The organism is Tardiphaga sp. vice154 (assembly GCF_007018645.1).
Taxonomy (GTDB): domain Bacteria; phylum Pseudomonadota; class Alphaproteobacteria; order Rhizobiales; family Xanthobacteraceae; genus Tardiphaga.
In genome coordinates this window covers 1,788,754-1,809,913 of sequence record NZ_CP041399.1, presented here as the reverse complement: position 1 = coordinate 1,809,913, position 21,160 = coordinate 1,788,754, and the positions used below count along the sequence as shown (strand labels likewise).

18 protein-coding genes and 1 tRNA gene are annotated in these 21,160 nt (G+C 62.9%); 14 read left to right on the top strand and 5 right to left on the bottom strand.

All coding sequences use genetic code 11. The features are described from left to right. Positions 1-36 precede the first annotated feature (36 nt). The 11 genes from FIU28_RS08445 to FIU28_RS08395 all read left to right on the top strand — a co-directional run bounded on the left by FIU28_RS08445 (position 37) and on the right by FIU28_RS08395 (position 11,247). Complete coding sequence (locus FIU28_RS08445; RefSeq protein ID WP_143572504.1) at positions 37-1,143, top strand: LLM class flavin-dependent oxidoreductase; 1,107 nt, start codon at positions 37-39, stop codon at positions 1,141-1,143. Positions 1,144-1,146: 3 nt separating this feature from the next. Beyond that, positions 1,147-2,022, top strand: a complete 876-nt coding sequence (locus tag FIU28_RS08440) for a polysaccharide deacetylase family protein (RefSeq protein WP_143572503.1) — start codon at positions 1,147-1,149, stop codon at positions 2,020-2,022. Positions 2,023-2,366: 344 nt separating this feature from the next. Then, positions 2,367-3,233 carry a branched-chain amino acid ABC transporter permease gene (locus FIU28_RS08435; protein WP_143572502.1) on the top strand — a complete coding sequence of 289 codons (867 nt, stop codon included), beginning with the start codon at positions 2,367-2,369 and terminating at the stop codon, positions 3,231-3,233. Then, on the top strand, positions 3,230-4,165 hold the full coding sequence (locus FIU28_RS08430) for a branched-chain amino acid ABC transporter permease (RefSeq protein ID WP_143572501.1): 936 nt from the start codon (positions 3,230-3,232) through the stop codon (positions 4,163-4,165). The genes FIU28_RS08435 and FIU28_RS08430 overlap by 4 nt, the downstream gene beginning before the upstream one ends. Further along, on the top strand, positions 4,162-4,908 hold the full coding sequence (locus FIU28_RS08425; protein WP_143572500.1) for an ABC transporter ATP-binding protein: 747 nt from the start codon (positions 4,162-4,164) through the stop codon (positions 4,906-4,908). The genes FIU28_RS08430 and FIU28_RS08425 overlap by 4 nt, the downstream gene beginning before the upstream one ends. Continuing rightward, a complete protein-coding gene (locus tag FIU28_RS08420) occupies positions 4,898-5,623 on the top strand; it encodes an ABC transporter ATP-binding protein (RefSeq protein WP_143572499.1) in 726 nt (241 codons plus the stop codon). The genes FIU28_RS08425 and FIU28_RS08420 overlap by 11 nt, the downstream gene beginning before the upstream one ends. Before the next feature lie 20 nt (positions 5,624-5,643). Continuing rightward, positions 5,644-6,138 carry a (2Fe-2S)-binding protein gene (locus FIU28_RS08415; RefSeq protein WP_246660919.1) on the top strand — a complete coding sequence of 165 codons (495 nt, stop codon included), beginning with the start codon at positions 5,644-5,646 and terminating at the stop codon, positions 6,136-6,138. After that, a complete protein-coding gene (locus FIU28_RS08410; RefSeq protein WP_143572497.1) occupies positions 6,135-8,234 on the top strand; it encodes a xanthine dehydrogenase family protein molybdopterin-binding subunit in 2,100 nt (699 codons plus the stop codon). The genes FIU28_RS08415 and FIU28_RS08410 overlap by 4 nt, the downstream gene beginning before the upstream one ends. Positions 8,235-8,247: 13 nt before the next feature. Next, positions 8,248-9,132, top strand: coding sequence for an NAD(P)-dependent oxidoreductase (locus FIU28_RS08405; protein WP_143572496.1), 885 nt, complete (start codon positions 8,248-8,250; stop codon positions 9,130-9,132). A 24-nt stretch (positions 9,133-9,156) separates the two neighbouring features. Then, positions 9,157-10,149, top strand: coding sequence for a Gfo/Idh/MocA family protein (locus tag FIU28_RS08400; protein WP_143572495.1), 993 nt, complete (start codon positions 9,157-9,159; stop codon positions 10,147-10,149). A gap of 30 nt (positions 10,150-10,179) precedes the next feature. Then, positions 10,180-11,247 (top strand): amidohydrolase family protein, encoded by a 1,068-nt coding sequence (locus FIU28_RS08395; RefSeq protein WP_143572494.1) that lies wholly within the window; start codon positions 10,180-10,182, stop codon positions 11,245-11,247. A gap of 28 nt (positions 11,248-11,275) precedes the next feature. Here the strand turns inward: FIU28_RS08395 and FIU28_RS08390 are convergent, their stop codons facing one another. Together FIU28_RS08390 and FIU28_RS08385 are read right to left on the bottom strand one after the other, a co-directional pair. After that, positions 11,276-12,004, bottom strand: a complete 729-nt coding sequence (locus FIU28_RS08390; RefSeq protein ID WP_143572493.1) for a TetR/AcrR family transcriptional regulator — start codon at positions 12,002-12,004, stop codon at positions 11,276-11,278. 366 nt (positions 12,005-12,370) lie between these two features. Further along, entirely contained in the window at positions 12,371-13,327 is a 957-nt protein-coding gene (locus tag FIU28_RS08385; RefSeq protein WP_246660918.1) for a cyclase family protein, read from the bottom strand. Positions 13,328-13,525: 198 nt separating this feature from the next. On the opposite strand from FIU28_RS08385, the gene FIU28_RS26375 reads away from it, so the two are divergent. Further along, the gene (locus FIU28_RS26375; protein WP_168202892.1) at positions 13,526-13,684 is read left to right on the top strand and encodes a hypothetical protein; all 159 of its coding nucleotides are present in this window, start codon (positions 13,526-13,528) and stop codon (positions 13,682-13,684) included. 54 nt (positions 13,685-13,738) lie between these two features. On the opposite strand, the gene FIU28_RS08380 is transcribed toward FIU28_RS26375, so the two are convergent. After that, a complete protein-coding gene (locus tag FIU28_RS08380) occupies positions 13,739-14,983 on the bottom strand; it encodes an ABC transporter substrate-binding protein (protein ID WP_143572492.1) in 1,245 nt (414 codons plus the stop codon). Between the two features lie 44 nt (positions 14,984-15,027). Further along, a complete protein-coding gene (locus FIU28_RS08375; protein ID WP_210245491.1) occupies positions 15,028-16,767 on the bottom strand; it encodes a CocE/NonD family hydrolase in 1,740 nt (579 codons plus the stop codon). 135 nt (positions 16,768-16,902) lie between these two features. On the opposite strand from FIU28_RS08375, the gene FIU28_RS08370 reads away from it, so the two are divergent. Continuing rightward, positions 16,903-16,978: transfer RNA gene (locus FIU28_RS08370), tRNA-Ile, on the top strand. A gap of 458 nt (positions 16,979-17,436) precedes the next feature. Here the strand turns inward: FIU28_RS08370 and FIU28_RS08365 are convergent. Then, positions 17,437-19,587, bottom strand: a complete 2,151-nt coding sequence (locus FIU28_RS08365) for a methyl-accepting chemotaxis protein (RefSeq protein WP_143572491.1) — start codon at positions 19,585-19,587, stop codon at positions 17,437-17,439. 387 nt (positions 19,588-19,974) lie between these two features. Here FIU28_RS08365 and FIU28_RS08360 point away from each other — a divergent pair, with 387 nt between their 5' ends. Beyond that, a complete protein-coding gene (locus FIU28_RS08360) occupies positions 19,975-20,922 on the top strand; it encodes an AraC family transcriptional regulator (RefSeq protein WP_143572490.1) in 948 nt (315 codons plus the stop codon). Positions 20,923-21,160: the final 238 nt, after the last annotated feature.

Sequence of the window (21,160 nt, the reverse complement as noted above, 5' to 3'; positions counted from 1 at the left end):
CTCTAGGTTTCTCCCAACAGAATTGGGAGGCACTTCATGCAGCTTGGCTTCTTCACGATGCCGATCCATCCGCTCGACAAGGACTGGCGCCAGACGCTGGCGGAGGACCGCGAGGCGTTCCTGCTCGCCGATGAACTCGGCTTCAGCGAAGCCTATGTCGGCGAACACGTCACCGACCGCGCCGAGAACATTACCTCATGCGTCGCCTTCATTGCCTGGATCGCCGCCGCGACCAAACAGATCAGGCTCGGCACCGGCACCGTCAACATGCCGAACAGCCATCCCGCCGCGGTCGCCTCGACGCTGGCGATGATCGACCACATGCTCGACGGCCGCTTCATCTTCGGTATCAGCCCCGGCGGCTTGCTGTCCGACGCCGAGGTGTTCGGCAATCTCGACGCCAACCGCCACGAGATGTTCCTCGAAGCCATCAACCAGATCCTCGAGATCTGGACCTCGGAGCCGCCGTACAACCTGAAGGGCAAGTACTGGACGGTCTCGACCGAGAAGACGCTCGTCAAGGAAATCGGCCAGGGCTACATCCCGAAACCCTTGCAGCGCCCGCATCCACCGATCGTCGTCACCGCGGTCGCGCCGTTTTCCAAGGGCGTCACCGAAGCCGCGATCCGCGGCTGGGATCCGATCTCGGCGAACTTCCTGATGCCGGCCTGGGTCAAGAGCCACTGGCCGAAATATGTCGAGGGCTGCGAGCGCAGCGGCCGCGCTGCCGATCCCGCCAACTGGCGCGTCGCCAAGAGCGTGTTCGTTGCCGATGATGCCGCGAAGGCAAGAGCCTACGCGACCGATCCTGACGGTCCCTACGCCTATTACTATCGCTCGTTGTTCACCAAGCTGAAAAAGAACGGTCGTATCGAATTGTTCAAGACCCACCGCGACCAGCCCGACCACGAAGTGACGCTGGAGATGGTTATCGACAAGCTGGTCATCTTCGGCACGCCGGACAGCGTTGCCGACCAAATCCTCGCCTTTCAAGAGGAGGTCGGTGAGTTCGGCACGCTGCTCTATGCCGGCAAGGACTGGAAGGATCGTGAGCTCGGCCGCCGCTCGATGATCCTGATGGCCGAGAAGGTGATGCCGCTCATCAATGCGTCCGCTCCGGCGCGCGCAAAGGCGGTCGGATAGACCATGGCCATTACCGATCGCATTCCCTACCAGGCGCTGTTCGACCGTCCCAAGCTCACCCTGCCCGGCGGCAAGAAGCTCGCCTTCTGGGTCATCCTCAATGTCGAGGACTGGCGCATCGAGAATTCGATGCCGCGCACCGTGCTGTCGCCGCCGATGGGACAGCCGATGCTGCCCGACGTGCCGAACTGGTCGTGGCATGAATACGGCATGCGCGCCGGCTTCTGGAGGCAGATGAAGGCGCTGACCGATCGCAACATCCCGACCACGCTCGCCATCAATGGCAACGTCTGCAACTCCTATCCGCGGGTGGCGGAAGCGGCGCGCGACGCCGGCTTCGAATTTATGGGTCACGGCTTCGTACAGGGGCCGATGCACAAGGTTGAGAACCAGAATGATGCGATCAAGCGCACCGTCGACACGATTGGCGCCTTCACCGGTAAGGCGCCGCGGTCGTGGGAGAGCCCCGGACTCACCGAGAATAACGAAACACTGGACCTGCTTCGCGCCAACGGCATCGAATACGTCGCGGACTGGGTCATCGACGACCTGCCGCAGGAGATCCAGACACCGCACGGCATCATCACCTCGGTGCCCTATACTGTCGAAACCAACGACATCGTGATCCACGCGCTGCAGCATCTTCCGTCCGACGTCTTCGTGCAGCGCTGCAAGGACCAGTTCGACCGGTTGTACCTGGAAGGTGCCGACAACGCCCGCGTGATGGCGCTGTCTATCCATCCCTACATCACCGGCGTGCCGCACCGCATCCGCTATCTTGAGGAAGTGCTTGACTACGTCATCGGCCACGATGGCGTGGCGCTGATGACCGCGAGCGAGATCGGCGACTGGTATCGAAACGAGATGCACGCGAAGTAGTCGGTTGCAATGCGGCATCAACCGGTCGCTCAACGCTAATTTTTCACTTGATAAATTAGCGAGAGTGGAGAACACTGTGGTCGTAATTGCAGACGACCAATTTACGCTCGGTGCAAACACAGGCCGCCACCAGAAGCGGTTAGGAACGTACAAACCATTCGTAAGTTGCTTGCAACTGCGCCTTACTCTTTGCGTGCCGCGCCAAACGGCCAATGGCAAAGGGATGGTGCCGCTGATCCCAGGGAGGGAGACTGGCCATGTCGGTTCGAAAAATCATCAGCGTTGTCGAACATAGGCGGTCACTGCTGCTTGCCGCCATGCTGCGTCGACGCGCGGACTGATCCATGCAGTTCTGGATCATTCAATCTCTGAACAGCCTGTCGCTTGGCGCCCTGCTGTTCCTGCTCGCCTCCGGCTTTTCGCTGATCTTCGGCCTGATGCGGCTCGCCAACCTGACGCATGGCGCGTTTTTCATGCTCGGCGCCTATTTCGGCGCAATAGCGCTGCGCACCTTCGAAGGCCTCAATTTCTGGGTTGTGGCGATCGGAAGCGGCCTCTTGGTCGCGGCGTTGGGCGGCCTGTTCGAGCGACTGGTGCTGCGCCGTCTCAGTACCAACCCGCTCGGCCAGGTGCTGGTCACGCTCGGGATGTCGCTGATCATTGCCGACGCCTGTTTGATCCTGTGGGGCGGCGATCCGATCCCGGTGCCGACGCCGGCTAATTTCCAGGCGCCGACTCGGCTGTTCGGCTTCGTGTTCCCGACCTACCGGCTGGTCATCGTCGCCTGCGCGCTGGCGGTCTCCTTTGCGCTCTATCTCTTGCTTGAGCGCACGCGGATCGGCGCGATGATCCGCGCCGGCGTCGATGACCGGCAGATGGCGCGTGCGGTTGGCATTCCCGTCTCGAAACTGTTTACCGCCGTATTCTGCCTCGGTGCCGGCATCGCGGGCGCCGGCGGCGTGCTCGGCGGCCCTGTGCTGTCGGCCTATCCCGGGCTCGATGCCGACATGCTGCCGCTCGCGCTGATCGTCGTCATCCTCGGCGGCGTCGGCAGCCTGCTCGGCGCCTTCGTCGGCAGCTTCATCATCGGCTTCATCTACACCTTTGGGGCCGCACTGGTCCCCGATCTCGCCTACATCATCCTGTTCCTGCCGATGATCGCTGTCATCGCGTTTCGCCCGCGTGGCCTGTTCGGGCGACTCCAGACATGAAGAAACTCGCTCTCGTCCTCCTCGCCATCGGGCTTATCGCGCTACCGCTATTTTCCGGCGATTTCTACGTCAACCTGAGCACGCAGGTGCTGATCGCCGTGATCTTCGCGATGAGCCTCAACATGCTCGTCGGCTATGGCGGCATGACCTCGCTCGGGCATGCCACCTATATGGGGCTGGCGTCCTACATCGTCGCGATCCTGACCACGCAGTACGGCATGGGCAATGGCGCCGCGGCGCTGATCTCCATCGTCGGCACCACGATCTGCGCCGCGCTGTTCGGCCTGCTCGCCCTGCGCGCAACCGGATTGGGCTTCCTTATGATCACGCTGGCAATGTCCCAGGTATTGTGGGGCCTCGCCTATCGCATGACAGGGTTCACCAATGGCGACAACGGCATTTCCGGCATCACCCGGCCGCTGCCGTTCGGCATCTCGCTGGAAGGCCCGGCGGAGTTCTACTGGTTCACGCTGATCGTCAGCGCCTTCGCCTTCGGTGCCATGGCGATCTTTGTGATGTCCGCGTTCGGCTCCTCGCTGAAGGGCGTCCGCGACCAGCCGCGCCGGATGGCGGCGCTCGGCTTCAATCCCTGGATGATCCGCTGGATCACCTTCATCTATGCGGGCTTCTGGGCCGGTATTGCGGGCCTGCTCTACGTCTACTATCACAAGTATATTCACCCGACCTCGCTCTCGATCACCAACTCCGCCGAGGGCCTGCTCGGGGTGATCGCCGGCGGCTCGGGCACGCTCGGCGGCCCGGTGGTCGGCGCAGCCCTGGTCAGCCTACTGAAGAATTACGCCTCGGCCTATATCGAGCGCTGGAACATGCTGCTCGGCATCATCTTCCTTCTGATCGTACTGTTCATGCCGACCGGCATCGTGCCCGGCGCACGCAAGCTGCTCGGCCGGTTCGGGAGGACGCAGCCATGACTCACGAATACGCACTGGAGATTACCGACCTCTGCAAGGCATTCGGCGGCCTCAAGGTCACCAAGAACGTCTCGCTGAGAGTGCGTCCCGGCGAGCGCCGCCTGATGATCGGTCCCAACGGCGCCGGCAAGACGACCCTGTTCAACCAGATCACCGGCGACATGCTGCCGAATTCCGGCCAGGTCAAACTGTTCGGCCAGGATATCACGCGGCTGCGGCCCGACCAGCGCGCGCATTGCGGGCTGTCGCGGACCTATCAGATCATCACGTTGTTCACTGACGACACGCTGGAGCACAATGTCACGCTGGGCCTGATGGGACTGCGGCGGGAGCGCTGGCAGCCGTTCCGCTCGTTGTCATCCTACGAGGACCTTGCCCGCGAGTCGCGCCGCATCCTGGCGATGGTCGGCCTCGAAGATCGCGCCTCGCATCCGGTCTCCGACATCGCCTATGGCGAGAAGCGTCGCGTCGAACTGGCGATGGCGCTGGCGCAGAAACCGCGCGTGCTTTTGCTCGACGAGCCGCTCGCCGGCCTGTCGGCCTCCGAGCGCACGACGGTGAAGGCGCTGATCGCGGAGATCCCGCGCGAGACCGCCGTAGTCATGATCGAACACGACATGGATACCGCGCTCGATCTCGCCGAGACCGTGACGCTGCTGAACTATGGCAGCGTGATCGTGGACGGCGAGCGCGACGCGGTCATCGCCGACGAGAAAACGCGTGAGGTGTACCTTGGCAACTGATGCGCTCAACCTCACCGGCATCGATACGTTCTACGGCGACAGCCATGTGCTGCATGGTGTCAGCTTTTCCCTGCAGGCCGGCCAGGTGCTGGCGCTGCTGGGACGCAACGGCGCCGGCAAAACGACTTGCATCTCCACCATCGTCGGATTTCTTACGCCGCCGCAGGGCGAAATCCGGCTGTTCGGAACCCCGATCACCGGACTGAGCCCGGAACGCATCTCGCGGCTCGGAATCGGCCTGGTGCCGCAGGGCCGCCGGATCTTTCCGTCGCTGTCCGTTCGCGAAAACCTCGTCGTCGCGCGACAGCGGCTCAACGAGACCGACCGGCCGTGGACGCTGGAACGCATCTTCGAAATGTTCCCTCGGCTGCAGGAACGCCACGCGCAATATGCCGGCACGCTGTCCGGCGGCGAGCAGCAGATGCTGGCGATCGGGCGCGCGTTGATGGGCAATCCCTCGGTGCTGCTGCTCGACGAGCCCTCGGAAGGGCTGGCGCCGCTGATCGTCGCCGAGGTCGGCCAGACCATCAAGAGACTGAAGTCCGAGGGACAGTCGATCATCCTGGTCGAGCAGAACCGCAAGCTGGCACTCGAGGTTGCCGACCAGGCGGTGATCCTCAACACCGGCCGCTGCGCTTTTGTAGGAACTGCCGAGCAGGTCCGCACGGACGAAGACCTTGTCGCCAAGCATCTCGGCGTCTACCACGCCCATTGATCAATTCGGAGACAATGGTTTTGGCAAATTCTGCTGAGAGAACGTGGGTATTCAACGTCAACGGCGCCGCCGTGACCGTGACGGCCGCCGAAGATCTGTCGCTACTGCTGGCATTGCGGCAGGATCTCGACCTCAAGGGAACCCGCGTCGGCTGCGCGCAGGGCAATTGCGGCGCTTGCACGGTGCTGCTGGACGGCCAGCCGATCCAGTCCTGCACCACTCCGCTGTACACAGTTGCTAACCGCAACGTCGTGACCATCGAAGGCCTGACCCGAAACGGGGCGCCAGGCGCCCTGCAGCGAAACTTCCTCGACGAGCAGGCCGCGCAATGCGGCTACTGCATCAACGGCATCATCATGACCGTGACCGGGCTGCTCGGCCGCACCCCGCCGGCGAACCGCCGCGAGATCGTGGAGACGCTGGACGAGCGCCACCTGTGCCGCTGCGGCGCGCAGGGCCGCATCTTGCGCGCGATCGATCGTGCTATCGCCGGCACGCCGGGAACTGCTTCATGACGAAGCTCCCCGCCAATCTGGCACTCAATCCGCGGCTCGGCAGGTGGGTCTCGATCGACGGATCGGATTTTATCACCATTCGCACCGGCAAGGTGGAACTGGGACAGGGCGCCGTCACCGCGATCGCCGCGATCGCGGCCAAGGAACTCGGCGTCGACTTGGCGCGTATCCGCATGCAGCCGGCCGACACCGACACTTCGCCGGACGAAGGTTACACGGCTGGCAGCTTTTCGGTGGAACATGGCGGCGCGGCGATGCGCTGGGTCTGCGCGATGGTTCGCGAACTGTTCGCGCAGCGCGCGCAGACCGTGCTCGGCGAAGGCGACATCGTGGTGCAGGCCGGCGTCTTCACCCGCGCCCAAAGCAACGAAGGCGTCAGCTATTGGGCCCTCGCCGCCGACGTCGATCTCGATCAGTCGACCGCCGACCTGCCGGAGCCACGCATGCTCGGCGGCACCATCGATGCGGGCCACCTGCAACGGCTCGACCTGGACCGCAAATTGACCGGCGCGGCCTTCATCCAGGACATGGCGTTGCCCGGCATGCATTACGGCCGCGTGATGCGTGGCGCGCATCCCCGCGACCGCCTCGTCTCGTTCGATATTGACAAAGTGGCCACCCTGCCCGGCGTCGTCGCCGTCGTGGTCGACGGCTCGTTCATGGGCGTGGTCGCGCGCCGTGATGAGCAGGCGTTGCGCGCGATCGACGTCGCCGGCCGTACCGCGCAGTGGCAGCGCGACGCCGAACTGCCCGAAACTGCTGATACGCACGCCTGGATCGCGGCGCTGACGCCGCGCAGCACGACCTTTCTTGCGGACGAAGGTCCGGAGCCGGTGGCGCAGCATCGCCACCACGCCGCCTATTCCCGAGGGTTCATCGCGCATGCCTCGATCGGTCCCTCCTGCGCTATCGCTGCATGGGACGCCGATCAAGTGACGGTGTGGTCGCATTCGCAGGGCATCCACCCGCTGCGCGGCGCGCTGGCGCGCGCGCTGCATCTGAAGAACGACAGCGTGCGCGTGATCCACGCCCAGGGCGCCGGGTGCTATGGCCATAACGGCGCCGATGACGTGGCACTCGACGCTGCGCTGCTAGCGCGTACTGCAAAAGTGCCGGTAATGTGCCAGTGGACCCGCGCCGACGAGCTGAGCTGGTCGCCATTCGGCGCTGCGATGCGTGTCGAGCTCGATGGCGCGGTTGATGCTAACGGCCAGATCGTGGAGTGGCGCCACGCCGTCTGGAGCCCGCCGCATCTGGCGCGGCCCGGTTTCGGCGACGGCGTCAACCTGCTCGCCGCACAGCAGATCGATCCGCCGCATCCGCCGGGTCCGCCCAGCGAGGCGCCGCGTCCCTATGGCGGCGGTGACCGCAACGCCGTGCCGCTGTATAATCTCGGCAAGCGTAGCATCACGCATCATCTGCTGCCACAGGGACCCTTGCGATCCTCGGCACTGCGGTCGCTTGGCGCGCATTGCAACGTGTTCGCGATCGAAAGCTTCATGGACGAGCTCGCGGCGCTGGCCGGCATCGATCCCGTCGAATTCCGGCTGCGCCATCTCGACGAGCCGCGCGCCGAAGCGGTGATCCGCGCCGCCGCTGAGCTTGCGCAATGGGACCCGGCGGACAAGGGCGGCGAAGGCATCGGCCGCGGGATCGGCTTCAGCCGCTACAAGAACCACGGCGCCTATTACGCCGCGGTCGCGACCGTCGAGATCACCGACGTCATCACCATCAAGGACGTCTATGGCGCGCTCGATGCCGGCGAGATCATCCATCGCGACGGCACGCTCAACCAGATCGAGGGCGGCGTGATTCAGGCCGCAAGCTGGACGCTGAAGGAGCAGGTGTCGTGGACATCCGACGGCTTCGCGGTACGCGCGTGGGACGACTACCCGATCCTTAAATTCTCCGAGATCCCGCGGATCCAGACCACCATCATCGAGCGCCCCGGCGAATTCGCCCTCGGCGCCGGCGAATGCGCGGCGGGCCCCGTGGCTGCCGCGATCGGCAACGCGATCGCGCATGCGCTCGGCGTCCGCGGCCGCGACATGCCACTGACCTTCGACCGGCTCGAAGCCGCCATCAACGCGCAATGAATAAGGAACCAGCATGAAGATCGGGATCTGCGGAACGGGACGGATGGGCGCGGCGATCGGCCAGCGGGTCATGTCACAAGGCCATGACCTTACGGTGTGGAATCGCGACGCCGGAAAGACCAAGCCGCTGGTCGATGCCGGCGCCAGCCGCGCCGACACGCCGGCGGCGCTGGTCGCGGCCTGCGACATCACCATTGTCATGCTGCTGAACGATGCTGCGATGCAGGCGGTCTACAACGCCGACAATGGCCTGTTGAAAGCGGACCTCGCCGGCAAGCTCATCATCGACATGAGCACCGTGCTGCCGGAGACGATGATCGAACTCGGCACGGCCGTCACCAAGGCCGGCGGCGGCTTCGTCGAATGCCCGGTCGGCGGCACCGTTGGGCCGGCGCGTGACGGCAAATTGTTCGGCCTCGCGGGCGGCACGGAGGCCGATTTCGCGCGCGCGCTGCCGTTGCTTGAACAGCTCTGTCGCCGCGTCGAGCACGTCGGCGCGCTCGGCGCCGGTGCGGCGGTCAAGCTCGCGGTCAACCTGCCGCTAATGGTCTATCTGCAGGCACTCGCGGAATCGCTGACTCTGTGCAGGCCGCTCGGCCTGCCGCCGGAGCGCCTGATCGACATTCTCGCCGACACGCCCGGCGCGCCGCCCGCGCTTAAGATGCGCGCCGCCGACATCGTCAAACTGCTCGCCACCGGCGAACGCGCTGCGACGCAGTTCTCGGTGAGCGGCGGCAAGAAGGACCTGCTCACCGCGGTAAACTACGCGAAGAAGCTCGGCACCACGCTGCCGGTTGCCGAAAGCGCGGCTGCCGTGTTCGCGGAAGCCGAAGCCGAAGGCCTCGGCGACAACGACGTCATCAGCAGCATCCCGGCCTACTGGTCGTCGCGCAAGTAACCTCCATCGACATCGGAATATCGCATGATCAACGCGGCTATTATCGGACTGGGCTGGTGGGGGCAGACGATCGCCCGCGCTTTGGCTTCGAGCGACGTCGTCAAGCCGCTCCTTGGCGTCGACCCGCTGGAGGCCGTTCGCAACAAGGTTGCTACTGAGCTCGGCATGGCGACGTGCGGCAGCTTCGAGGAAGCCCTGTCGCGACCCGACATCCAGGCGGTGATCCTGTGCTCGCCGCAAACCGAACACGCCGCGCAGATCGAGGCGGCGGCGCGCGCCGGCAAGCACGTATTCTGCGAGAAGCCGCTATGCACCACCGGTGCTGAAGCCGAGCGCGCGATCGAAGCCGTGCAGAAAGCCGGGATGACGCTCGGCATCGGCCACGAGCGGCGCTTCGAGCCGGCCGTGATCGAAATGAAGCAGCGCTTCACCGACGGCGAGTTCGGCGAGGCGCTGGTGTTCGAGGCCAACTTCAGCCAGGACAAATTCCTCGGCCTGCCGGCCGACAACTGGCGGCTGTCACCGACGGAGAATCCCGTCGGACCACTGTCGGCGACCGGGATCCATCTGGTTGACCTGGCCATTTCATTTCTAGGCCAGCCGAAGCAGGTCTGGGCGCATCTCGCCACCCGCGGCAGCCACTTCGCCAATGGCGACATGCTATCGATCATGCTGACCTTCGAATCCGGCGCCAGCGCGACGCTGACGGCCGTGCTGGCGACGCCCTTCATGGGCCGGCTGGCGCTGCTCGGCTCGAAAGGCTGGATGGAAATCCGCGACCGCACCCATCCGGAACACCCGACCGGCTGGGACGTCACCCGCACGCTGCGCGATGCTGCGCCGATCGTCTCGGACTATCCGGCGCATCCGGCGGTGCGCGACAACATCGAGGCGTTCGGTCGTGCCGCGCTCGGCGGCACGCCCTATCCGGTGCCGCATCACGAAATGCTGGCGAACGTGCGCACGTTCGAAGCCATCAAACGTTCCGCCGCTAGCGGCCGTATCGTAACCATCTGAAGCCCCGTCTCCGCAACATGAGTGTACACCATGATTGACAAGAAAAACCGTTACGGCCGAACCGCCGCCCGTATCCATGACGCCGACGGCCGCGCGCGGCGACCGCAATCGCTCACCGTGGACATCCACGCCCACATCGTGGTGCCGCAGGCCTCCGCGCATGCGCAGCCGCATGTCGACATGAGCCGCATTCCTCTAGCGCACTTCTCGGACGAAGCGACCCGCGAGATCAACGCGCTGCAGGACAAGGACATCGCCAATGTCATGACGACGATCGACCAGCGCCTGTTCGATCTCGACCGGATGGGCATCGACATCCAGGTCGTCGCCCCCGCGCCCGGCCAGTGCTACTACTCGGTCGATGCCAAGATCGCGGAAGCCGCGCACCGCATGGCCAATGACGGCGTCGCCGAATATTGCGCGCGGCGCCCGGACCGTTTCGTCGGCCTCGGCGTGGTGACACTTCAGGAGCCCGAGATCGCGGTGCGCGAACTCGACTACATCATGAACCATCTCAAGCTGAAGGGTGTCGAGATCCTGACCAACGTCGACGGCCAGGAATTGTCGGATCCCAAGTTCCGTCCGTTCTTCGCCAAGGCGGAAGAGCTCGGCGCCTTCATCATGATGCATCCCAACGGCTTCACGCATGGCGACCGGCTGACGCACTTCTACTTCAACAACGTGCTCGGCAACCCCCTGGAAACCACGCTGGCGCTGCATAACCTGATCTTCTCCGGCACGCTGGCGCGCTTCCCGGAACTGAAGCTGATGGCCGTGCACGGCGGCGGCTATCTGCCGGGCTATTCCGGCCGCATCGATCACGCCTGGGGCGCGCGCCAGGATTCGCACGGCAACCTGCCGCTGCCGCCGACCACCTACCTGCGGCAGGTCTATCTCGACACCGTCGTGTTCAGCTATCACCAGCTCGCCTACATGCTCGACCTGTTCGGACCCGACCGCATCGTAATGGGCACCGACTATCCGTTCGACATGGCCGAGTACAACCCGATCGGCCACATCGCTGGCGTCAACGGGATGGACGAGACCACGCTGGCGCAGCTTGCCGGCGGCAATGCCAAGCGCATTCTGGGACTGTAGGACTGTTCGGGCCTGATGGCGGAAGCCGTCAGGCCCGTGCGGCGCTCTTGCGCTGTACTGACGCGGCGCGTAGCAACGGCTTGCGCGACGGCACCTCTCCGATGTCGGTGCCGAACAGCCGGCCGATCCCCAGCAGGAACACGTTCAAGGTGACTGAGATCACCTCGTTCTTGTCTTCGAGAACCGGCGCTTCGTAGATCAGCTTGCGCACGCCGTAATAGAAGATGCCGCTGTGCAGCGCCCAAGCCAGCTCGAGTTCGATCGGGGAAGGCTTTTTCTGCGGCGCAAGCCCAACCTCATGGCGATATTCCTGGATGATGCGGGTCAGGATCTTCTTCTGCACCACGTCGAGATACCAGCGGTTGATATCGAGGCCCTTCAAGCCGGAAAACAGATAGATCCGCATCCACTCGCGGGTGAAGATCACGTCCGTGTACGATCGATAAAATTCGGCAAAACGCTCCCGGATCGGCAATGTGCGGTTGGTCAGCAAACGGTCCCAGCGCGGATCCCAGCGCTCGAGATAGACGGTGCGATAGACTTCCTTGATCAGGTGGTCCTTGCTCGGAAAGTAGCGATACAGCAGCGGCTGCGTCACGCCGAGCTTCAGCGCCAGCTCCCGCGTGCCGCCGTTGAAACCTTCTTCGGAAAAAAACGTCGTCGCCGCCTGCAGGATTTCCCTGCGCCGGTCTTCCGGAGAAAGCCGCCGGCGCCTCGGCGCTGCCGCGGCTTTTGCGATCAGGGCTTTCTTGCTCATCATGATCCGTCGGTCGAAGGCCTCATCCCCGCCGCGGCGATCGGATATCGGCAGGAGATGTCACATGGGCGCGTGCCGCGCAACCACAGGCAGAGAATTCCCGACGGGCCCGCCAAATGCAACCGATATATCGCGTGTTGCAGAGCGCCCGCTCAAGCGGAGAGAAGTCGGGGATTTGTAGGGTGGGCAAAGGCGCCCTTGCGCCGTGCCCACGCTTGGTTCGCAAAGTATGGACGCGTGGGCACGCTTCGCCGCGCCGGGCGCGTCGAGGCTTTGCCCACCCTACCCATCATCGATGGTCAAAGAGAAACGGCTCCCGGGAAACCCGGGAGCCGTGCGCCAAGCGATTCGGTTGGACCTGCGCGACTACTTGATCGCCAGCGGGTTGATCGGCGATCCCGTGCCGCCGGTGATCACCAGCGGCGGGCCGGCGAACATGAACTCGTAGACGCCGTCGGCGGCGCAGTCGTCGGCGAGGTCTTTGAGATGGAAGATCTCGCCCATCGTCAGGCCCATCGCGGGAATCACCACCCAGTGCCAGGGCTGCGCGACTTCAGGCGTCTCGTTGGGACGTACCTCGACACCCCAGGTGTCCGAGCAGATCGCGGCAATCTTCTTCTCGAAGCTCCAATAGCAGTTCTCGAACTTCACGCCGGGCGCGTCGCCGCCGGCATAGTTGCCCCACGCCTTGTTCTTGATGCAGCGCTCCATGTGGCCGGTGCGGATGATGACGAAATCTGCTTCCCTGATCTCGACGCCCTGCTTTTTGGCGACGGCGTCGAGTTCGTCGTTGGAAATGCCGTAGCCGTCGTCGAGCGATTCGACGCCCTTGAAGCGCGCGACGTCGAGCAGCACGCCGCGGCCGACCATGCGGTCGCGGGTGTGCTCGATGCCGAGCTTGTGCACGCCGCGGCTGTCGACGTTACGCGCGTCGTGGCCGTTGTACATCTTGTCCTGGTAAAAGATGTGCCCCAGCGAATCCCAGTGCGTCGCCGACTGCACCGGCATGTTGATAGCGTCGTCCGAGTAACGCATCTTGTTGGTGATGTCCTGGTTGCCGGCAATCGCGTCGGTGCCGGTCGCCAGCATGGTGTGGATCGGATTCCAGCGGCCGCCGAACAGGCCGCTCTGCGGGCCCTGCTGGTTCAGCGGAATGCCCATGCCGAACACCTTGCCCTGCTTGACCAGCTTGGCGGCCTCGGTGACGTGCTTCGGCGTCACGTAGTTCAGCGTGCCGATCTCGTCTTCCTTGCCCCAGCGGCCCCAGTTTGAGAGCTTCTTGCTGGCCTCGGCGATGGCGTCCTTGCCGACCTTGATATCCATGTTGGTTTCCTCTTTGCTTTTATTGATCAACTGATCATTTGCAGTTGAGCTTGTCAATATCGAGGCCGGCGACCACGCGACCGCAACGCACAACAAGATGTGGAAGGGTTCACCGACTCTTGGCTTGCACCGCTGACGCGCGTCTCCACAGTCAGGCACCACGATCGGCGACACGACCGATGCTGCAAGGGAACGGAAATGCACAGGATCGAACGGATCTTTGCCGTGCTGATGAAGGGCATCCTGCAGCTCAGCCAGACGCATTGCGTCTACATGATTGAGCCAAAGGATTTCGACGCATTCACGCCGCAGCGTCGGACCGCTCGACAGGCGCCGGATCGCACGCGATCCAACTAGCTCCGCGGTGAAATAAGCCGCGCCCGTATCGGGCGCGGCATTCACGAGGTCAGTTCACTTCTCGAGATTCTTGGCCGGCGGATAATCACGCGAATAGACCGGGTTGGCGAGAAATGCCTGTTCGCCATAAGTCCAGAACTGGCTGACGTCGGGATAGGTCTTGAACACCGAGTTGACCAGGCGGCCGTCCTTGCGCGTCACCTTGCGCAGATAGACGTTGCCGACCACGTTGCCCTTGTCGTCGAATTTGACCGGACCGCGCGCGGTATCGACGTTGACGGCGCGCAGCGCCGCCATGAACGCCGCCTTGTTCTCCACCTTGCCGTTGACTGCCTTGACCGCCGCTTCCAGCACGGCGCCGTTGACATAGGTGCCGGCGGCGTAGAAGCCCGGATCGTACTTGAACTCCTTGCGGAACGCCGGCGCGAAGGTCAGGTTCGGTTTGGCGTCGAGCTCGGCGGAGTACCAGCAGGTGGTGACGATGTTCAGCGCCTCGTCGCCCATGTTGCGCAACACGGCCTCGTCGAGCGCGGTCATGCCGCCGATCACCGCCATCTTGTCTTTCATGCCGTAGTCGACGAACTGGCGCAGGAAGCGGAAGCCGTTCGAGCCGGCGAAGCCCAGAAAGATCGCGTCGGCTTCCTTGAGCTGGCCGACATAGGTACCGTAGTCGGGCACCGCGAGCGGCGAGAACAGCTTCTGGATCACCTTGCCGCCATTGTCCTCGAACACGCGCTGGAAGCCCGCGCACATTTCGTGGCCATAGGCGATGTCGTCGCCGATCGTGATCATCTTCTTGTATTTTAATTCCTTCGCCGCGTATTCGCCGAGCGGATGCGCGCATTGCGAGGACGTCGAGGTGGCGCGGACGAACCACGGATTGGCGTTGCGCTGGGTCATGTCCTCGGCGGCGGCGACCGACAGCGTCGGGATCTGCGCCTGGCGGATGTAGTCGTCGATCGCCAGCGCCTCGAAGGCCGCGAGCGGCCCGATGAGGCAGTGCACCTTGTTCTTCTCGACCAGTTCCTGGGTCTTGGTGCGCGCCGTCGCCGGCACGCCGGCAGTGTCGGCGGAGATCAGTTCGACCGGGCGGCCGGACATCTTGTTGTCGCGCTCCTTGAGATACATGATCATGGCGCGTTCCATGTCGATGCCGCCGGACGCCAGTGGCCCGGTCTTGATGGTCAGCAGGCCGATGCGGATCGGCTCGTCCGCCGCGCGGGCCGGACGCGACACCAGCGCCGTGCTCAGGCCGAGGCCGGCCGCGCCGGCAACGAAATTGCGACGTGAAATACCCATCGTTTCTCTCCCTTGGTTGATGTTTGGTTCGGCGTTTTCGCCGTTTATTTTTGGGTCGGCACGATCGGCACCAGCACGTGGCTGGAGCCGTCTTCGTCGATATGCAGCGTGGTGGTCCCGCCGAATACTTTAGCTGGCCTGTCGCGCGGATCGTTGTGCAGGAACGGTCCGCATCCGGTCAGCTCGTTCTTGAAATTCGACAGCTTGGCGCCGGTCTTCTCCTGCCAGATGTAATCCTTGCCGCGCACGCTGAGCGCGATGCGGTGGCCCTTCGGCACGACGATCGACGTCGGCCAGATCTCGACCGCGAGATCGACGGCGACGCCGGGCTGCAGCGGCTGCACCTCGTCATGGGTGTGATACGGCCGGTACGGAGTCGAGATCTTGTCGTCGAGCTTGCGGTGCGACGCGCGCAGCCAGCCCTGCGCCACCGGCGTATGCGGATCGATCGCGCCGACGAAGGTCTGCTCGCGCAGGTCCCCGCTGAAGACGCGGAACACCAGGAAGATGTCGGCGTCCTCGGTGCTCGACGACACCCGCAGGCCCGCGGCCAGCGGGCCGGTGATCTCGGTGTCGACGGTCATCGGCTTCGACATGAAGGTGAGACCATCGCCCAGCGCGTCGAACGAGATCCGTGCGGCGTCTGTCGGCTTCTCGAGAGACAGCGTATGGTCGCGGGGATCGAGATAGAACTTGGTCCACTGTGTCGACGGGAGCGGCCAGTCGGCCTCGTGACGTTCAACAAAACGATCGGTGTGACGCACCTGCAGCTGCACCTTGGGCTGCTTGTCCCATCCGTTGGCTTCGCCCTTCAGAAAGAAGTCGAAGAACCGCTTCTGCAACTCGCGGCCGTAATCGGTGTAGAAATGCGTCCAGTGCTCGAGACCATGGCATTCCAACCATTTATCCTTCGATGCCGCCCGAACATAGCCCTCATAATTGCCGCGCGGGTGCAGGCCCTGGCCGCCCCAGTTTGCCGCGGACAGGAACGGCACCGTGACGTTGTCCCAGATCGGCGAACGCGCCTTATGATAGTCGTCGTCGAGCGGATGCGCGAGAATGTCGTCGCCGAAGCTGCAGCGGTTGGCGGCGAGTTCATTGTCCGACAGCGTCTCGTCGCCGCACACCAGCGCGCCGTTGACCTTGCTGCGCGGCCCGCGCTCGCCGAGACCGTATTGTACGGTCTTGACCTGCATGTCGTACCAGTTCGCCCAGAACGTCGAGACGATTCCGCCGTGATGCGTCATGTCGCGATACCAGTCCGCGGAACCTTCCCAGATGCACATCGCAGCGAGATGCGGCGGCTGCAATGACGCCACCTGCCACTGGTTGATGCCGTAATACGAAATTCCGTTCAGCCCGACCTTGCCGTTCGACCAGGTCTGCACGCCGGCCCACTCGATGCATTCGTAGAAATCGCGGCTTTCGCGCGGCGAGAAATGATCGACGAAGCCCGGCGAGCGTCCGGTGCCGCGGGAATCCACGCGCACGCAGACGTAACCGTGGGGAACCCACTTCTCGGGATCGACGACTTCCCAGTTCTGATATTTGTTAGTCGAGCCATAGGCTACGTCAGGATGGCCGGCGACCATGGTCTGCCAGGCGCTGGGATAACCCTCCTGGAACGACAGGCCTTTCGCATAGGGACCGTAGGTCAACAGCACCGGATACTGACCACCATCGATCGGGCGGAAAACGTCGGCGCGCAGCATGACGCCGTCATCCATGCGGATCTCGACATCCCAGTCAATCAGCATGCCGTCTTGTTCGGTCGATTGAGCCATTTGTTTCCTCGCCTGCTTTTCTTGTTGGCGAGATTGTCGACGAGACGACCTTATTTATCAAGTGAAAAATACGGGACGTCGCGCTGCACCGCAGCGAGAATATGAATTGATCTGGCCGCACGCTCGCGCCTGGCGGGGCCTATAGCTCAATGTTTAGAGCCGACCGCTCATAACGGTCTGGTTGCAGGTTCGAGTCCTGCCGGGCCCACCAATGCTGTCAAAGCCTTGCAGACCTGTCATCCCCCCGGAGAACCTACCGCCCCAGAGACCACCGCTTTTTGTTCTTCAATCAACCTACGGAGAGCCGCAGTCGAATGTCACGTAGGTTGTCCAGCACAATCGTTAGCGCATGCCGGGCCAGAGCAAGGACTTCCTTGTTGGTCCGTGCCACTCTCTGATGAATCGCCGAAAGACCGCTTTCGCGCATCATGCCGACGGCATGATGGACAGTGGCCAGATGCTGGCTGAGCTTCTATGCCTTGGTTATCAGCCGGTCCGTCGATGCGACAACGTCCGCGACGACCGTCGGGTTCGGACAAGGTTCACCGATTGAACGACCGGTGGACTCTAGTACGGGCTGAGATCGAAACATTTGAACGGTGTTGCTCATGGTACGCACCGGTGCTCCAAGTTAGGTGAAAACCCGGCGTGAACCGGGCTCTCGTTAGGTCAAGAAGCGCGGACAGTGCCAAGGAACTTGCTGACTTCTGCTTTCAACCGGTTGCTGTCCGACGACAGCGACTGCGCCGCCGACAGAACCTGTGAAGAAGCCGACCCGGTCTCCGTCGCACCACGCTGAACATCGGCGATGTTCGAACTGACCAGTATCGTGCCTTGCGCCGCCTGCTGGACGTTGCGAGAAATTTCCTGCGTGGCTGCACCCTGTTCTTCAATCGCCGACGCGATGGTCGCGGCGATCTCCGCCATATGATCGATAGTGGCGCTGATCTCCTTGATGGCCAGGACCGACTCGCCGGTCGCCGACTGTATCCCGGCGATCTGCGCGCTGATCTCGCCAGTCGCTTTGGCGGTCTGTGCGGCAAGCGCCTTCACCTCGGAAGCCACGACGGCGAAACCGCGGCCGGCCTCTCCGGCGCGTGCTGCCTCGATCGTCGCGTTCAAGGCCAGCAGGTTGGTCTGCCCGGCGATATTGTTGATCAGATCAACCACCTCGCCGATACGACCTGCCGCGGTCGCCAGCAGCCCGACGCGCTCGTTGGTTTTTTCGGCCTGCGCCACGGCTTCACCGGCGATCCGCGCGGAGTCCTGCACCTGGCGGCTGATCTCATTGACCGAAGACGCCATTTCCTCGGTCGCCGACGCGACCGACTGGACGTTGGTCGAGGCTTCTTCTGAAGCGGCCGCCACCATTGTCGTCAATTCCTGCGAGCGTTCTGCCGTCGCAGTCAACGTGCTGGCCGATGCCTCAAGCTCGGTGGAGGCCGACGTCACGGTGTCGATGATCTCGCCGACGGCATCTTCGAAATCGTTGGCCAGCCTGTGCAGGTCTAATTTGCGCTGTACGGCAATCCGCTTCTCGGCGTCCATCGCCTCCTCGCGATCGAAGCCGAGTTTGGACTGCATGGCCTGCACATTGCGCATCGCGATGCCGATTTCGTCGTCGCGATCGATGACGATCCGGGTGGTGAACAGACCCTGGGCTATCTTGTCCATCGCGCCATTCAGCCGCGTCAGCGGCTGGCCGATGGCCCGGATGGTCTGCAGGCCGAGCCAGGCGCACAGCAGAATGCCGGCGGTCAGCATGGCGACGGCAAAACCGAGCACCAAAGTATATCGGCTCTCCGCGGTCTCGAATTCGTTCTTGGCTTCCTTGACCTGAATCGCGACCAGCTTATCGAGGTCCGACTTTGCCAAGGCGTACAGTTCATTAGCCCTGCCAGCCAGCAAGTTTGCAGCCTCCTCGAACTTGCGATCTGCGAGCAAGGTCAGCGCCGGCTTGACCGCGCCTTCAACGTAGCTCTTGCGCTTGACGATGAAAGCTTCGGCAACATCCTTCTCTTCCGGGGTCAGGTAGGTCGCCATGTATTCGGCCCAGACTTTGGAAATCGCCTCGGTATTGCCGGTTACGCGGCCCGCGATATCGCCGATCGGATTGCCGGCGCGGCCACGGGTGACGGCGTCGTATTGAGCGATTGTGTTGTCCTTCATGCGGTCGTTGATCTGGAACAGTTGCGCGAGCGGGATCGCACGATCTTCATAAATCGACTTCAGACGCGTGTTGCTGTCGCGCGTCGCCAGAACGCCGGTAAGGCCGATAATCAACATGACCAAAGCCTGCACTGCGATCAACGTCGTCAGCCGCGCCTTCAAGGTCCGGGTGAACACGGCGATATGGTCGAACGCCGAGCGGCGACGGATCACACCGGCATCGATACGATACTTCTGCGCCTTCTTATCGCGCATCAGCGCGTATACCTGCTCGGCTTCCACGCGCTGGTCAGCGGGCAGCTTCGAGCGAATTGACATGTAGCCGCTGACCTGACCGCTCTCCCAGATCGGGGTCGCACTCGCCAGTACCCAGTAAAATCCGCCGTCCTTGCGCCGGTTCTTCACGGCACCAACCCATGGCTGGCCCAGCTTCAGCGTCATCCACATATTCTCGAACGCCTCCGGCGGCATGTGCGGGTGCCGGATGAAGTTGTGCGGCTGCCCCATCAGCTCCGCCTCGGTGAAGCCGGATGCCGCAACGAACTGATCGTTAAAATAGGTCAGGTTTCCCCTGGTGTCGGTCTTCGAAACAATAAGGGTCTCGTCGGTAATTGGATACTCAGCAGCGGTGATGGGCAAGTTCGTGCGCATGATAATCCTCTGCTGGCAGTCCCCGGCACCGGGCCGTGACCGCACGCAAATTAAGTTTTCAGAAATGATCGCAGGGAGTGATGCCGACTTTCACCGAGTTTAAAAGCCGCCTTGGTTGTGGTGGCCGCCTTTGCGTCTAAGCGAGCAAGCTGTCGGTGAACTCGATGACATGCTTAGTTCATCAAGAAGAACGTTGCGTTAGTCCGAGCTCTGCTGTCGTCGCTCAGATCCGGACAATGTCGGGTTTCGTACGCTCATGTAGTAACTAAAGAAAAAAATGATTAGCGGTGCTGATGTGGAAGGTGCAAGGATTGTGGTCGTCATCTCATCTCAGCAGGGTCGTCCGTGATTATATCGCCCTCGGCGCCGTTACGCCGGCACTCGTTCGTGCATACGAGCGACCCGGAAGAAATGCGTCATGCGATGCTGACGCGCTTCGGTGCCAGTCATTTCACAGGGCCGCCGGCCGGCGCGTTCGAAGGCTACGGCGATTTTATCATCACGGACCGAGTATCGCTTGGCATCTGCGCTTATGGCGGCGAGGCGGTGGCGCATTTTGACGAGACCGACGCCGTGCGTTTTCAGATCGGGACCAAAGGCCATTCGACAACGACGGTCGGTTGCGAGGTGGTGCAAGTCGATCCGCAGCACGGCTGCGTGACATCGCCTGGCCGCGCGTCCAAGCTGAAATTTCACGCCGGCTACGAGCAGATGGTGCTGCGTCTCGGCCACGACGGGCTCAAGAGCAGGCTCACCGCAATGCTGGGCTTCGCGCCGAAGGGTGACCTTGTATTTGATAATTGCGTTCGCACGGATACGGCTGAAGTGCAGCGCTTGGTTCAACTCGCCCATTTCTGCCGGAGCCAGCTCAACCCGGCGCATGACGCATTACCCGTCCCGATCGTACACCAGTTTGAACAGGCGATCGAAGTCTCGTTTCTCTGCACGGTCCGTCACAGTTTCACGCACCTGCTTGAAAGCGATGTCAGCGCCGGAACGCCGGCCCATGTTCGTCGCGCCGAGCAGTATATTGAAGCTAATTGGCAGCGCGCAGTCGAGATTGAGGAACTGACTGAGATCACCGGCGTCAGCGCACGAACGCTGGCACGCGCCTTTGTCGCGCATCGCGGCTATTCACCACGACTGTTCGCCAAGCAGGTGCGGCTGCAGCGTGCTAAAGAAATGCTGCAAGCTGGCGACGCGGCAGCAACAGTCACTGGCATTGCACTGGCCTGCAACTTCGCCAATCTCGGCCATTTTGCCAGAGACTATTGCAAGGCCTTCGGCGAATTGCCTTCCATCACGCTGGCACGGGCCCGTCTTTTCAGCACATAGCCGCCGATCACCGCTGGTGCGTATGACGCCGATGTTTTCGCATGATGGCGACGGACTTAATTACCAGCCGTGCATCCGGGAGGCAGAGACACCCGGCGAGCCCGCTCACGACCGGCTTGCCACCGTGCGCCGGATTACCGCAAATTTGAGCGGCCTAGCGCCTGCGCCGCAACTACGATAGCCCGCCAAGTGAGCCAACTATTAACTATACGTCTCAGATCCGTAACTCACCGGAATT